Genomic DNA, 13,158 nt, shown 5'->3' on the forward strand with positions numbered 1-13,158 from the left:
TGTAAGTTCGCATCGGCAAGGTCTGAAGTAGCTATTGAAGCCTACTTTATTAGTTAGCTTGCTATCTTGGTCAGCGGGTTCAATAGGGTACTTTTGCAAGGCAAAAAAAACCGCCAACCTGGCTCAGGTTGGCGGTTCTTATTAGTACTGCGTGTTAAAGCAATCCGCTGAGCCGTGAATTACAAGATGCTCAGTGGGTACTCTACGATCAGACGCAGGTCGTTCAGGTTGTCGTAGTTGGTCGCGCGGTAATCGCTATTGGTACCACGATAGATCGCGTTACGCAGACGGAAGGACAGGTCTTTGGCCGGGCCTTCCTGAAGCACGTACTTGGCTTCTACGTCCCATTCATGCTCTTTGCCGTCACTGGAGTCAGCAACGGTAACGTTGCTGCCGCGAATGTAGCGAGTCATGAAGCTCAGGCCTGGCACGCCGAAGGAGGCCATGTTCAGGTCGTAGCGAGCCTGCCAGGATCTTTCGTCTTCGCCCACGAAGTCGGAGATTTGCACAGAGTTGGCTACGTAAACGGTGCCACCACCATCAACGCCGTAGTTGTAGCCGGTCTTGCCGCTGGACTGCTGGTAAGCCACGGTGAATTTGTGGGCTTCGATGCTATAGGCAGCTGCCAGGCTCCAGACGCGGTTGTCCAGGTCGCCAGCCAGCTTCTTACCATCATCCTTGCTGCGATAGCCGTTGAAGTCGAAGTTCAGAGATTGTTTTTCGCTCAGCGGCAGGGTGTAGTTGACGTTGAAGTACTGCTTCTTCCAGTAGTCTTCAACATCGGAAGCGTGCACGGCGAAAATGAAGTTCTCAAGACCCGAGTAGGTAGCACCTACGATGTTTGCAGAGCTCAGGCCCGGGTTCTGTTTGCCAGTAACGCGGCTGCGACCGTTGATGCTGTCACGGCCCATGCCGGTCTGGGCGCTCAATGCGGTGAAGCGACCACCGATCAGTTCCAGGCCCTTGATTTCGTTGCTGGTGATCAGGGTACCGGTGGCAACTTCAGGCAACAGACGGCCGTCGTCTGTAGTAAATACTGGGCTGGATACGAACTGGTTGCCGTATTTCAGTACAGTATCGGAGATGCGGAACTTCGCAGCGCCGCCCAGTTTCGACTGGGTGTTTTCAGGCTCGCCGGAACCATTGGTGGCGAACAGGCCGTTACCCGCACGACCCGAACCGCCGTCGAGTTTCACGCTGCCCATGGCCATGGCATCGACGCCGAAGCCGACGGTGCCTTGAGTGAAGCCGGACTGATAGGTGAGCAGTTCGCTGATACCGGTGTCTTGACGGTAGCCGCTGGTTTTATCGTCAGTGCCTGTGGTGTAAGTACCGTTACCACGACGCACGTTACCAACGCCGTCCTTATAGTCACGGTTCATGTACATTGCGCGAGTTTTCGCGGTCAGGGTGCTGTCTTCGATAAAGCCTTTTGCATCGTCCTGGGAGGATGCAATTGCAAACTGCGAGGTGCCTGCTGATACAGCCAGGGCGATCATGCTCCACTTCATCACGCGCATCGTGATTTGCTCCTTTGGTTTTTAGAAGAGTACTGCCGTCCCACCTGTTTTTTTATCTGGGCGGCTCTTTCTTTTTGTGTCGGCGCAAACTTATATCACGCTGACAATGTTGGCGATACTTGCCTATCTATCCTTTCAGCTTCTTTACGGCCCTGTCGCAATTTGCTCGATAGGCGTCGTAATTCTGCAGTCAGTCTGTATCCAGGCCGACAACTTTCAGCAGTGTTTTTCGAAGCCGAGAATGAAGGAAACAAGTCCCCATGCACACACTCTAAAAAGCACCGCGGGGCAGCCCTGCCACTATTATTATGAGTCTGTAAGGCCTGACTTCCGTTAGACCGTTGCAGACGATGCGGGGTTGAATGCAACAAGCGTGCACAAACTGAATCTAGCCACCCATTTTTCTTCAAAGAGCCGTTCGGGCCTGTAAAAACCGCATAAAATCGCTGTTTCAAGGGGCGTTTTGTTTGGCTTGACTCTGTGGTTTTCCTGGTGCAGGGCTGTGCATTAAGTTGCACAGTGCGGCGAAACGTTACCGCTGCACACTGCAAAGTGAGTAAACGGCGGATGCTTGAGGAATTTAGCGTAGACCGCCTGTGCGATTCTGGTGCAAAACTTTTGCAACGCTGTGCACGATTCATACAGTCAGGCCCAGGCACAATAAGGGGCGCAAGGGTTGGTTCGGGTCATTTTCCGAATGGTCTGCGGGTTGTGGGCGCAAATGGTGCGAGGCGCGAGGAAATGTCCTGCTGTGGGGCGTGGCCTTTGCATCGCGATCGGCTCCTTGCCGTGCCTGAGTGTGTGCTGTCCGGTCTCTGGCTCATTGGTCATGAAGCGCAGGGCATTCGCAGGTATGCTGCGCGTCTGTCGCCTGGCAGGAGTCCGTCTACTGGACGCCGGGCTGAAACAAGCTGAGCGGGAGTAAACGCGGTGTTCACTTTAGATTCACGGCTGCAACAAGACACATTGACCCTCGGGGATTTCCCCCTCTGCCGGTTGCTGCTGTCCAATGACGCCAACTATCCCTGGTTCATCCTGGTGCCGCGTCGCGAGGATATCAGCGAGTTGTTTCAACTGGATGTCACCGACCAGCAACAGCTATGGCAGGAAACCACCGCGCTGGCCGAGTTGCTCAAGGACTCGTTCGATGCCGACAAGTTGAATGTGGCGACGTTGGGCAATGTGGTGAGCCAACTGCATATGCACGTGATCGTGCGCAGGCGTGATGATGCGGCATGGCCGGCACCGGTATGGGGCAAGCATCCGGCCAAGCCTTACAGCACCGAGCAAGTGGCGGCGATCCGTGAACGCCTGCGGTTGGTGCTGACCGATGATTTTCAGTTTCTGGAGGGGTGAGGCATGAGTCTGCAAGAGCGTGTAACCGACCTGGAGAGCCGCCTGGCGTTTCAGGATGACACCATTCAGGCCTTGAACGATGTGCTGGTGGCGCAGCAGAGGGCAGTGGAGCGCCTGCAGTTGCAGATGGCGGCATTGCTCAAGCGCCAGGAAGAAATGGTCGGGCAGTTCGAGTCGTTCGAAGAGGAAGCGCCACCGCCTCATTATTGAGGGGGATCGTTAGCCATAAAAAACCGCGCCTGGGCGCGGTTTTTTTATGGGCGGCCGATCAGCGGCGCGGCAGCGCGGCAATCACGTCTTCGGCTTGCAGGCCCTTGTCACGGTTCATTACCGAGAACTCAACGCGCTGGCCTTCCACCAGGACGCGATGGCCTTCTCCGCGAATGGCGCGAAAGTGCACGAAAATATCATCGCCGGAATCCCGGGAGATAAAACCGAAGCCCTTGGAGGTGTTGAACCACTTCACGGTACCGGTATCACGATTGCTCATATCGTAGCTTGGCGTGGCGGAAGCGGAAGGTGATGACTTGTAGAAGCTGATGGCCAGGTGCAGGACTACGGCGATCAGTGCAGTCAGCAAGCTGACCAGAACCGCCGGTTGGCCACCAATGACTGGCATGGGGGCCAGCAGGGTGAGGGTTTGCAGTACAACGACCAGCACCAGCAGGGCGCTGACCAGATTTTGCAGGTGATGACGAGAGCCTTTGTTCCAGTAGGGAATAACTGGAGCCAGGATCAGGTTGAGCAGGCCGAAAAGGGCCAGGTAAAGAGCATCGGGTTGTTGCAGGTAGGGAACCGCGTCAGATCTCAGACTCGGAATCAAGGACAGCAGCAAAGCTGCAATGCCTGTCAGCAGGTGGACGATTTTCAACATTTTGATTAACTCACGTTAAGAAGGAAGCACAAGGAGGAGCTGATCACGCACGGTTCGCTTCTGAACAAATAGGTGAGGCGGTGGTTACGTACGCGGTGTCAGCCTATGCGCGCTGGCCGAAGAAATAGGCAACAGCGACACGGGCTCTATTTAACAGCAAAGCCCAGGCCTTCTCAAATCAGCAGCGGGGCTTGGCCCGGGCGTACAAATGAGCGCTTCTGCAGGCCGAGCTCGGAGAATCGGGCAAAGGCCTGTTCTAGACAGATGGCGGTGATTTTTCCAAGGAACGTCGGATTTCTGCTGCTGTCTGACCTGACTCGAACTCAGTGAGGTTTATCCCGGGCCGGGCCACGGGACAATCCACCGCAGGCCGATTGACGATCCTGGGCGGCGCAGGGGCGGTACTCTTGCTAGAGTGGTCCGGCAGATGAATGGGTGAATCCATCCCGATAACGGAGAGAAACATGGCAATTGATATCGGTATCAGCGAAGAAGATCGTAAATCCATCGTCGACGGTCTTTCCCGTCTGCTTTCGGATACCTACGTGTTGTACCTGAAAACCCATAATTTCCATTGGAACGTCACCGGCCCGCAATTCCGTACCCTGCACTTGATGTTCGAAGAGCAGTACAACGAACTGGCCCTGGCAGTGGACCTGATCGCCGAACGCATTCGCGCCCTGGGCTTCCCGGCTCCGGGGGCCTATTCCATCTATGCCCGGCTGTCTTCGATCAAGGAAGAGGAAGGGGTGCCTGCCGCCGAGGAAATGATCAAGCAACTGGTCGCCGGCCAGGAAGCAGTGACCCGTACCGCCCGCGGCATCTTTCCGTTGCTGGACAAGGTCAGCGACGAGCCCACGGCGGATCTGCTGACCCAGCGCATGCAGGTGCATGAAAAAACCGCGTGGATGCTGCGCTCTCTGCTGGAAAACCGTTAAGCCCGCTCTTGCGAATGGCGTCCCGCACGCCGTTCGCACCCTCGCCCAGCAGGCAGCACCTGCGTTCTCCAGACCTTCCGGGGTTGCAGCCCGGATAGATGCCTGACGGTCGGTGACGCCCGCGATGGGGTCATACGGCTGCACAGGGCCGATTTAATGGATATAATCCCGCTCTTTGCTACGTAGCCCGGGCTTTGGCGTGGGCTCTGGCTGTAGTTCAAGCAATAATCTGGATTGCCGAGACGCCCCCCATGCCCATGTACGACTATCAATGCGCTTCCTGTGGTCATCAGCTGGAAGCCATTCAAAAGATCAGCGCCGCGCCGCTGGTCGACTGCCCAGCCTGCAAGGCGCCCGAGCTGAAAAAAATGCTGTCCATGCCTGGTTTCCGCCTGAGCGGCACCGGCTGGTACGAAACCGACTTCAAGACCGGCTCCAAGAAGAACCTGGCCGGTGGCGACAAAGCTGACTAAGTTGAACGACACGCGCGAGTTCTTGCACTATCCGGCACCTTGAGGTGCGCAAGGCCTCCATCGAATTTCGAATTACGAGAAGTGAAACCACTACCATGATGCGCAGCCATTATTGCGGCCAACTGAACGAAAGCCTGGAAGGTCAGGAAGTAACCCTTTGCGGATGGGTCCACCGTCGTCGTGACCACGGCGGGGTGATCTTCCTCGATATCCGTGATCGTGAAGGTCTGGCCCAGGTGGTGTTCGACCCGGACCGCGCTGAAACCTTCGCCGCCGCCGACCGCGTGCGCAGCGAATTCGTGGTCAAGATCACCGGCAAGGTACGCCTGCGTCCGGCCGGTGCCGGCAACGCCAACATGGCTTCGGGCATGATCGAAGTCCTGGGCTACGAGCTGGAAGTGCTGAACGAAGCGGAAACCCCGCCGTTCCCACTCAACGAATATTCGGACGTGGGTGAAGAAACCCGTCTGCGCTATCGTTTCATCGACCTGCGCCGTCCGGAAATGGCCGAGAAGCTGCGCCTGCGTTCGCGCATGACCACCAGCATCCGTCGCTACCTGGACGAGAACGGTTTCCTCGACGTGGAAACCCCGATCCTGACCCGCGCCACCCCAGAGGGCGCCCGCGACTACCTGGTGCCGAGCCGCACCCACGCCGGCAGCTTCTTCGCCCTGCCGCAATCGCCACAGCTGTTCAAGCAACTGCTGATGGTGGCCGGCTTCGACCGCTACTACCAGATCGCCAAGTGCTTCCGCGACGAAGACCTGCGTGCCGACCGTCAGCCTGAGTTCACTCAGATCGACATCGAGACCAGCTTCCTCGACGAAAAAGACATCATGGGCCTGACCGAAGGCATGATCCGCAACCTGTTCAAGGAAGTGCTGGGTCTGGAATTCGGCGAATTCCCGCACATGACCTTTGAAGAAGCCATGCGTCGCTACGGTTCCGACAAGCCGGACCTGCGCAACCCGCTGGAACTGGTGGACGTTGCCGACCAGCTCAAGGAAGTGGAGTTCAAGGTGTTCAGCGGCCCGGCCAACGATCCGAAATGCCGCATCGCCGCCTTGCGCGTTCCAGGCGGGGCGAGCATGCCGCGCAAGCAGATCGACGACTACACCAAGTTTGTCGGCATCTACGGCGCCAAGGGCCTGGCCTACATCAAGGTCAACGAGCGCGCCAAAGGCGTTGAAGGCCTGCAATCGCCGATCGTCAAGAACATTCCGGAAGCCAACCTGAACGTGATCCTCGATCGCGTGGGCGCGGTCGACGGCGACATCGTGTTCTTCGGGGCCGACAAGGCCAAGATCGTCAGCGAAGCCCTGGGCGCGCTGCGTATCAAGCTCGGTCACGACCTGAACCTGCTGACGTGCGAATGGGCGCCGATGTGGGTTGTCGACTTCCCGATGTTCGAAGAGAACGACGACGGCAGCTTCACCGCCCTGCATCACCCGTTCACTGCGCCGAAGTGCTCGCCGGAAGAACTGGAAGCCAACCCGGCTACCGCTCTGTCGCGCGCCTACGACATGGTTTTGAACGGCACCGAATTGGGTGGCGGTTCGATCCGTATCCACCGCAAGGAAATGCAGCAAGCGGTATTCCGCCTGCTGGGCATCAGCGAAGCGGAACAGGAAGAGAAGTTCGGCTTCCTGCTGGACGCCCTCAAGTACGGCGCGCCGCCGCACGGTGGCCTGGCCTTCGGCCTGGATCGCCTGGTGATGCTGATGACCGGCGCCCAGTCGATCCGCGAAGTGATCGCCTTCCCGAAAACCCAGAGCGCGGCCTGCGTCATGACTCAGGCACCGGGTCTGGTGGATGCCAAGGCTCTGCGCGAGCTGCACATCCGCCTGCGCGAACAGCCCAAGGCTGAATAAGCCGGCCCGATAAGGCGCACCTTCGGGTGCGCTTTTTCTATGGGTCGAGTTTTTGTTGCCCGCACCCGCCAGGCGGCGTGGGCAATGTTTCAAAGAGAATTTGGAGCAAGTTATGGCAGGTCATTCCAAGTGGGCGAACATCAAGCACCGCAAAGAGCGTCAGGATGCCAAGAGAGGCAAGATTTTCACCAAGTGGATTCGTGAGCTGACTGTCGCGGCCCGTCAGGGCGGCGGCGATCCCAACTCCAACCCACGCCTGCGCCTGGCCCTGGACAAGGCCCTGGGTGCCAACATGAGCCGCGACATCATCGACCGGGCCATCGCCCGTGGCACCGGCGCTGCCGGCAGCGACGATGTGGTCGAGCTGACCTATGAAGGCTACGGCCCCAACGGCGTGGCGGTGATGGTCGAGTGCATGACCGACAACCGCAACCGCACCGCGGCAGCTGTTCGTCATGCCTTCAGCAAGTGTGGCGGCAACCTGGGTACCGACGGTTCGGTGGCCTACCTGTTCGAGCGCAAGGGGCAGATCACCTTCGCCGAAGGTGTCGATGAAGACGCCTTGATGGAAGCGGCGATGGAAGCCGATGCCGACGATGTGGTCAGCAACGAAGACGGTTCGATCGACGTGTTCACCTCGTTCGCCGGTTTCTATGGCGTGCGCAATGCCTTGGAAGCGGCGGGTTTTACTGCTGCGGACGCGGAAATCGTCATGCTGCCGACCACCAGTGCCGAACTGGATCTGGAAGGCGCCGAGAAGGTCCTCAAGCTGATCGACATGCTGGAAGACCTGGATGATGTGCAGAACGTCTATTCCAACGCGGATATTCCAGAGTCGGTCGCCGAGCAACTCGGCTGATTCAACTGCACTAACCTTGAGGCCGGAGGTGCGAAGCCGTGATCATTGCGCGGCAGGGCGCTTCCGGCTTCTGCCTTTTCGCTGTTCCGGTCCTGGCCGGCAAGCCTCTTTATTCAAGCAGCAGGCGTTATGACTCTTATTCTTGGCATCGACCCCGGTTCGCGCATTACCGGTTATGGCGTGGTTCGAGACACGGGGCGCGGCTGTGTGTACGTGGCCTCTGGTTGTATCCGTACCGGGGCTGGCGAGCTGCCCGACCGGCTGCAGATCGTCTATCGCGGGGTGCGTGAAGTGATCCAGACCTACGGTCCGGTGACCATGGGGATCGAGAAGGTGTTCATGGCGCGCAACGCCGACTCGGCGCTCAAGCTCGGCCAGGCGCGGGGGGCAGCGATCGTTGCCGGTGCCGAAGAGGGGCTGGAGATTGCCGAGTACACCGCCACCCAGGTCAAGCAGGCCGTGGCCGGCACTGGCGGGGCCAACAAGGAACAGGTGCAGATGATGGTCATGCACCTGCTCAAACTGACCACCAAGCCGCAGATCGATGCCTCGGATGCCCTGGCCATTGCCATCTGTCACGCTCATACCCGTTCCAGCCTGCTGCCCCATGGTCTGGGGACAGCACGCAGTCGTGGCGGCCGCCTGCGTCTCTGATAGCATCAGCGCAGTCATTTTAGGGGTTGAGCGTTTTGCGCCTGGGTAGCCGGCGCAGACGCTCGCCCAACGAGTCGCCAGCTGCGGGCTGGCCATCGCCTAAGGATCTGAAACGTGATTGGACGCTTGCGCGGCACCCTGGCTGAGAAACAGCCGCCGCACCTGATTCTTGATGTAAACGGGCTGGGATATGAAGTCGAAGTGCCGATGACCACCCTGTATCGCCTGCCGTCGGTCGGCGAGCCCCTGACCCTGCACACCCATTTGGTCGTCCGCGAGGATGCGCAGTTACTCTACGGTTTTGCCAGCAAGCGCGAGCGAGACTTTTTCCGCGAGTTGATCCGTCTCAATGGTGTGGGCCCGAAACTGGCCCTGGCGTTGATGTCCAGCCTTGAGGTGGATGAGCTGGTGCGTTGCGTGCAGGCCCAGGACACCTCGGCCCTGACCAAGGTGCCCGGAGTCGGCAAGAAGACCGCCGAGCGCCTGCTGGTAGAACTCAAGGACCGTTTCAAGGCCTGGGAAGCCGTGCCGAGCATGTTTGCCTTGGTGCCGAACCAGCCGGATGCGCCGGCGCCAGTGGCCAGCGCCGAGTCGGACGCGGTCAGCGCGCTGATCTCCCTGGGCTATAAGCCGCAGGAAGCCAGCAAGGCCGTATCCGCGATCAAAGACAAAGGTTTGAGCAGTGAAGACATGATCCGCCGAGCCCTGAAGGGAATGATTTAAGTGATTGAAGCCGACCGTCTGATCGCCGCCACGGGCCCCCGTGAGCGCGAGGAAATCCAGGACCGGGCGATTCGTCCGGTCAGCCTGGCCGACTACATCGGCCAGCCTAGCGTGCGCGAGCAGATGGAGCTGTTCATCCAGGCCGCCCGTGGGCGCAACGAGTCCCTGGACCACACCCTGATCTTCGGTCCCCCGGGCCTGGGCAAGACCACCCTGGCCAACATCATCGCCGAGGAAATGGGGGTGTCGATCAAGAGTACGTCCGGCCCGGTGCTGGAGCGCCCTGGCGATCTGGCGGCCTTGCTGACCAATCTTGAGCCTCACGACGTACTGTTCATCGACGAGATTCACCGGCTTTCGCCGATTGTCGAAGAAGTGCTGTACCCGGCCATGGAAGATTTTCAGCTCGACATCATGATCGGCGAAGGCCCTGCGGCGCGCTCGATCAAGCTCGATCTGCCGCCGTTCACCCTGGTAGGGGCAACCACGCGTGCGGGGATGCTGACCAACCCGCTGCGGGACCGCTTCGGCATCGTCCAGCGCCTGGAGTTCTACAGCACTGCGGACCTGGCAACCATTGTCAGCCGTTCCGCCGGCATTCTTGGTTTGCCCCTGGATCCGGAAGGCGCCTTCGAGGTCGCGCGCCGTGCCCGGGGCACTCCGCGGATCGCCAACCGTCTGCTGCGTCGGGTGCGGGATTTCGCCGAGGTGCGGGCCAAGGGGCATATCACCAAACCGATCGCCGACCTGGCGCTGAACCTGCTGGACGTCGATGAGCGTGGCTTCGACCACCAGGACCGACGTCTATTGCTGACCATGATCGAGAAGTTCGACGGCGGACCGGTGGGGGTCGACAGCCTGGCCGCGGCCATCAGTGAAGAGCGCCATACCATCGAGGATGTGCTGGAGCCGTACCTGATCCAGCAGGGCTATATCATGCGCACCCCCCGTGGTCGTGTGGTGACCCGGCACGCCTACCTGCACTTCGGTCTTAACATTCCGTCACGAATGGGGGACATGCCCGTGGTAGACGAATTCCTCGATGCCGTGGACGATTAATAACCCGCTCTTTGTCGATTTATTCGGGGTTTGTGCTGTCCTAGGGACTGGCATGGTTAAAACATCACGAAAAGTCGTACAAGAATGAAAAAACAGTTGCCTGGCCGGATTGGCAACCTGAGGAGTAAGCACTAGAGTATGCGCGCGCAAAACGGGCTTGAGCCGTTCGCACATCGTTGTCGCGTTTATTACGAGGACACCGATGCCGGCGGCATCGTGTATTACGTTAATTACCTTAAGTTTATGGAGCGGGCTCGAACCGAGCGGCTACGACACCTGGGCTTTGCCCAGTCGCAGCTGGTGGGGGAGAACCTGTTATTTGTCGTGCACTCCAGCGAAGCGCGTTATCACGCGCCGGCGCGACTGGACGACGAACTTCTGGTCAGTGCCCAAGTTACCGAATTGAACCGGGTCAGCCTGCGCTTCACTCAGCAGGTCAGGCGAGCCAAAGACAATGCACTGCTCTGTGAAGGGCAGTTCCTGGTGGCCTGTGTGCGCGCCGACAATTTCAAACCCCGCGCCATTCCAGACGCTCTGCGTACGGCCTTTGCCGACGAGAGCAGCGCGGGTACACACTCAGAGCAGGAGATAAAGCGTGGAAGCTAACGTCGTCGACCATTCCTCCATGTGGAGCCTGGTCAGCAATGCCAGCGTTGTAGTGCAGTTGGTAATGCTGACCCTGGTTGCCGCATCGGTGACTTCATGGATCATGATCTTTCAGCGCAGCAATCTGCTGCGTGCCGGTCGACGTGCCCTGGAGAGCTTCGAAGAGCGCTTCTGGTCCGGTATCGACCTGTCCAAGCTGTACCGCCAGGCGGGCAGCAACCCTGATCCGGATTCCGGCGTGGAGCAGATCTTCCGTGCCGGTTTCAAGGAGTTCTCCCGCCTGCGCCAGCAACCGGGTGTCGATCCTGAAGCGGTCATGGAAGGCGTGGCCCGTGCCATGCGCGTAGCGATTTCCCGCGAAGAAGAAAAGCTCGAGCAGAGCCTGCCGTTCCTCGCCACTGTCGGTTCCGTCAGCCCGTACATCGGCCTGTTCGGTACCGTCTGGGGGATCATGAACTCCTTCCGTGGCCTGGCTCAGGCCCAGCAAGCGACCCTGGCTACCGTAGCCCCGGGTATCGCCGAAGCACTGATCGCCACGGCCATCGGCCTGTTCGCGGCCATCCCGGCGGTGATCGCCTACAACCGCTTCGCCGCTCGTGGCGAGACGCTGATCAGCCGTTACTACACCTTCGCCGACGAGTTCCAGGCGATCCTGCACCGTAAAGTGCACACCAGCGAAGAGTGAGCAGGTAAAACCCATGGCCCGAGTTCGCCACAAACGCAAGCCGGTTGCCGAGATGAACGTGGTGCCTTACATCGACGTGATGTTGGTACTGCTGGTTATCTTCATGGTGACCGCGCCGATGCTCAACCAGGGCGTGAAAGTTGACCTGCCCAAGGTTTCCAGCGAAGCCTTGCCCCAGGACAACAACACCCAGGTGCTGACCATCTCGATCAAGGCTGACAAGACCTACTACTGGAACCTTGGCAGCGAAGTCGACACCGAAAAGCAACAGGACAAGGCGATGACCTTGCCGCAAATGACCGACGCGGTGACCAAGATCATCCGTGCCGGCAATGAAGGCGGCAAGCACACCCAGGTGTTCATTCGCGGTGATAAATCCGTCGACTACGGCGCCGTGATGGGTGCCATGGGCGGCCTGCAGAAAGCCGGAGTCGGTAACGTTGGCCTGATTACCGAGGCGCCCTGATGCACCAACAGCGAGAGCCGTCCGCCTCGGAAAGCTACTTCTGGCCTAGTGTCTGGGCAATTGCCCTGCACGTGCTGGTGTTTGGCATGCTGTTCGTCAGCTTTGCCATGACCCCGGAACTGCCCCCGGCCAAGCCGATCGTTCAAGCGACCCTGTACCAGCTCAAATCCAAGAGTCCGGCAACCACCCAGACCAATCACAAGATTGCGGGTGAGGCGAAGAAATCCGCCGCGCGCCAGACCGAAGCCGAACAGTTGGAGCAGAAGAAGGTCGAGCAGGAAGAGATCAAGGCCGCGGAACAAAAGAAAGAAGAGGCTGCTCAAAAAGCCGAGGAAGCGAAAAAGGCCGATGAGGCCAAGAAAGCCGATGAGGCGAAGAAGGCGGATGACGCCAAGAAAGCCGCAGAAGCGAAAAAGGCTGAAGAGAAACAATTGGCTGATATAGCCAAGAAGAAATCCGAAGAAGAAGCCAAGAAAGCTGCTGAAGAAGAGGCCAAGAAAAAGGCCGCTGAAGAAGCGAAGAAGAAAATCGTCGAAGACGCGAAGAAGAAAGCCGCGGAAGACGCGAAGAAAAAAGCTGAAGCAGACGAGGCGAAGAAAAAGATCGCCGAGGATGCCAAGAAGAAAGCTGCGGCCGACGCTGCGAAGAAGAAGGCCCAGGAAGCAGCGCGCAAATCTGCCGAAGAGAAAAAGGCCCAGGCCCTGGCGGACTTGCTGTCCGATAAGCCGGAGCGTGAAGCCACCAAGTCGGATGAGGTGGGTGACAGTGTCGCAGGCAGTTTCGATGACCTGATTCGCATTCGTGCGGCGGAAGGCTGGGCTCGTCCTCCTTCGGCGCGCAAGGGAATGACGGTGGAACTGCGGATCGGCATGTTGCCTGATGGCACGGTGACCACGGTCAGCGTGATCAAGTCCAGTGGTGATGGTCCGTTCGACGCTTCGGCGGTGGCGGCAGTCAAGAACATTGGGCGTTTGACAGAAATGCAGGGTTTGAGTCCGAAGGATTTCGCGCCCTATCGTTCATTCAAGATGACATTCACACCTGAGGATCTAGCCTTGTGAGAAACCTTCTTCG

Annotated in this window: 15 protein-coding genes; 13 read left to right on the forward strand and 2 right to left on the reverse strand. The window is 58.8% G+C overall.

The features are described from left to right. Nucleotides 1-179: 179 nt before the first annotated feature. Nucleotides 180-1,520: an OprD family porin gene (locus AC1RGE_RS18635; RefSeq protein ID WP_015636771.1), complete on the reverse strand. Its 1,341-nt coding sequence runs from the start codon at nucleotides 1,518-1,520 to the stop codon at nucleotides 180-182. 930 nt (nucleotides 1,521-2,450) lie between these two features. Here AC1RGE_RS18635 and AC1RGE_RS18640 point away from each other — a divergent pair. Both AC1RGE_RS18640 and AC1RGE_RS18645 read left to right on the forward strand, forming a co-directional pair. Beyond that, nucleotides 2,451-2,876 (forward strand): HIT domain-containing protein, encoded by a 426-nt coding sequence (locus tag AC1RGE_RS18640; protein ID WP_011063026.1) that lies wholly within the window; start codon nucleotides 2,451-2,453, stop codon nucleotides 2,874-2,876. A gap of 3 nt (nucleotides 2,877-2,879) precedes the next feature. After that, entirely contained in the window at nucleotides 2,880-3,086 is a 207-nt protein-coding gene (locus tag AC1RGE_RS18645) for a SlyX family protein (protein ID WP_011063025.1), read from the forward strand. A gap of 58 nt (nucleotides 3,087-3,144) precedes the next feature. On the opposite strand, the gene AC1RGE_RS18650 is transcribed toward AC1RGE_RS18645, so the two are convergent. Further along, nucleotides 3,145-3,750, reverse strand: coding sequence for a cold-shock protein (locus tag AC1RGE_RS18650; protein ID WP_011063024.1), 606 nt, complete (start codon nucleotides 3,748-3,750; stop codon nucleotides 3,145-3,147). Nucleotides 3,751-4,214: 464 nt separating this feature from the next. Between AC1RGE_RS18650 and AC1RGE_RS18655 the strand changes: the two genes are divergently transcribed. From AC1RGE_RS18655 to tolA, 11 genes are all read left to right on the forward strand, one after another. Continuing rightward, nucleotides 4,215-4,688: a Dps family protein gene (locus AC1RGE_RS18655; RefSeq protein WP_011063023.1), complete on the forward strand. Its 474-nt coding sequence runs from the start codon at nucleotides 4,215-4,217 to the stop codon at nucleotides 4,686-4,688. 251 nt (nucleotides 4,689-4,939) lie between these two features. After that, nucleotides 4,940-5,161 (forward strand): FmdB family zinc ribbon protein, encoded by a 222-nt coding sequence (locus tag AC1RGE_RS18660; RefSeq protein ID WP_258611106.1) that lies wholly within the window; start codon nucleotides 4,940-4,942, stop codon nucleotides 5,159-5,161. Nucleotides 5,162-5,256: 95 nt separating this feature from the next. Beyond that, nucleotides 5,257-7,032: an aspartate--tRNA ligase gene (gene aspS, locus AC1RGE_RS18665; RefSeq protein WP_492584807.1), complete on the forward strand. Its 1,776-nt coding sequence runs from the start codon at nucleotides 5,257-5,259 to the stop codon at nucleotides 7,030-7,032. A 112-nt stretch (nucleotides 7,033-7,144) separates the two neighbouring features. Next, nucleotides 7,145-7,891: a YebC/PmpR family DNA-binding transcriptional regulator gene (locus tag AC1RGE_RS18670; protein WP_011063021.1), complete on the forward strand. Its 747-nt coding sequence runs from the start codon at nucleotides 7,145-7,147 to the stop codon at nucleotides 7,889-7,891. A gap of 129 nt (nucleotides 7,892-8,020) precedes the next feature. Next, a complete protein-coding gene (ruvC, locus tag AC1RGE_RS18675) occupies nucleotides 8,021-8,545 on the forward strand; it encodes a crossover junction endodeoxyribonuclease RuvC (protein ID WP_011063020.1) in 525 nt (174 codons plus the stop codon). Nucleotides 8,546-8,659: 114 nt separating this feature from the next. Then, nucleotides 8,660-9,268, forward strand: coding sequence for a Holliday junction branch migration protein RuvA (ruvA, locus tag AC1RGE_RS18680; protein ID WP_011063019.1), 609 nt, complete (start codon nucleotides 8,660-8,662; stop codon nucleotides 9,266-9,268). Beyond that, the gene (gene ruvB / locus AC1RGE_RS18685) at nucleotides 9,269-10,327 is read left to right on the forward strand and encodes a Holliday junction branch migration DNA helicase RuvB (RefSeq protein WP_011063018.1); all 1,059 of its coding nucleotides are present in this window, start codon (nucleotides 9,269-9,271) and stop codon (nucleotides 10,325-10,327) included. 138 nt (nucleotides 10,328-10,465) lie between these two features. Next, entirely contained in the window at nucleotides 10,466-10,933 is a 468-nt protein-coding gene (ybgC, locus tag AC1RGE_RS18690) for a tol-pal system-associated acyl-CoA thioesterase (RefSeq protein WP_011063017.1), read from the forward strand. Next, a complete protein-coding gene (tolQ, locus tag AC1RGE_RS18695; RefSeq protein ID WP_011063016.1) occupies nucleotides 10,923-11,618 on the forward strand; it encodes a protein TolQ in 696 nt (231 codons plus the stop codon). Before ybgC ends, tolQ begins: the two co-directional genes overlap by 11 nt. A 13-nt stretch (nucleotides 11,619-11,631) precedes the next feature. Continuing rightward, a complete protein-coding gene (tolR, locus tag AC1RGE_RS18700) occupies nucleotides 11,632-12,084 on the forward strand; it encodes a protein TolR (protein ID WP_011063015.1) in 453 nt (150 codons plus the stop codon). After that, a complete protein-coding gene (gene tolA / locus AC1RGE_RS18705) occupies nucleotides 12,084-13,145 on the forward strand; it encodes a cell envelope integrity protein TolA (RefSeq protein WP_011063014.1) in 1,062 nt (353 codons plus the stop codon). Before tolR ends, tolA begins: the two co-directional genes overlap by 1 nt. Nucleotides 13,146-13,158 lie beyond the last annotated feature (13 nt).

The organism is Pseudomonas sp. GW823-FHT02C05 (assembly GCF_058797595.1).

Coding starts and splice junctions, on each gene's coding strand:
- aspS (WP_492584807.1), top strand. CDS start 5,257: ATGATGCGCAGCCATTATTGCGGCCAACTGAACGAAAGCCTGGAAGGT.
- AC1RGE_RS18660 (WP_258611106.1), top strand. CDS start 4,940: ATGCCCATGTACGACTATCAATGCGCTTCCTGTGGTCATCAGCTGGAA.
- AC1RGE_RS18635 (WP_015636771.1), bottom strand. CDS start 1,520: ATGCGCGTGATGAAGTGGAGCATGATCGCCCTGGCTGTATCAGCAGGC.
- AC1RGE_RS18670 (WP_011063021.1), top strand. CDS start 7,145: ATGGCAGGTCATTCCAAGTGGGCGAACATCAAGCACCGCAAAGAGCGT.
- ruvC (WP_011063020.1), top strand. CDS start 8,021: ATGACTCTTATTCTTGGCATCGACCCCGGTTCGCGCATTACCGGTTAT.
- ybgC (WP_011063017.1), top strand. CDS start 10,466: ATGCGCGCGCAAAACGGGCTTGAGCCGTTCGCACATCGTTGTCGCGTT.
- tolA (WP_011063014.1), top strand. CDS start 12,084: ATGCACCAACAGCGAGAGCCGTCCGCCTCGGAAAGCTACTTCTGGCCT.
- AC1RGE_RS18655 (WP_011063023.1), top strand. CDS start 4,215: ATGGCAATTGATATCGGTATCAGCGAAGAAGATCGTAAATCCATCGTC.
- AC1RGE_RS18650 (WP_011063024.1), bottom strand. CDS start 3,750: ATGTTGAAAATCGTCCACCTGCTGACAGGCATTGCAGCTTTGCTGCTG.
- AC1RGE_RS18645 (WP_011063025.1), top strand. CDS start 2,880: ATGAGTCTGCAAGAGCGTGTAACCGACCTGGAGAGCCGCCTGGCGTTT.
- tolR (WP_011063015.1), top strand. CDS start 11,632: ATGGCCCGAGTTCGCCACAAACGCAAGCCGGTTGCCGAGATGAACGTG.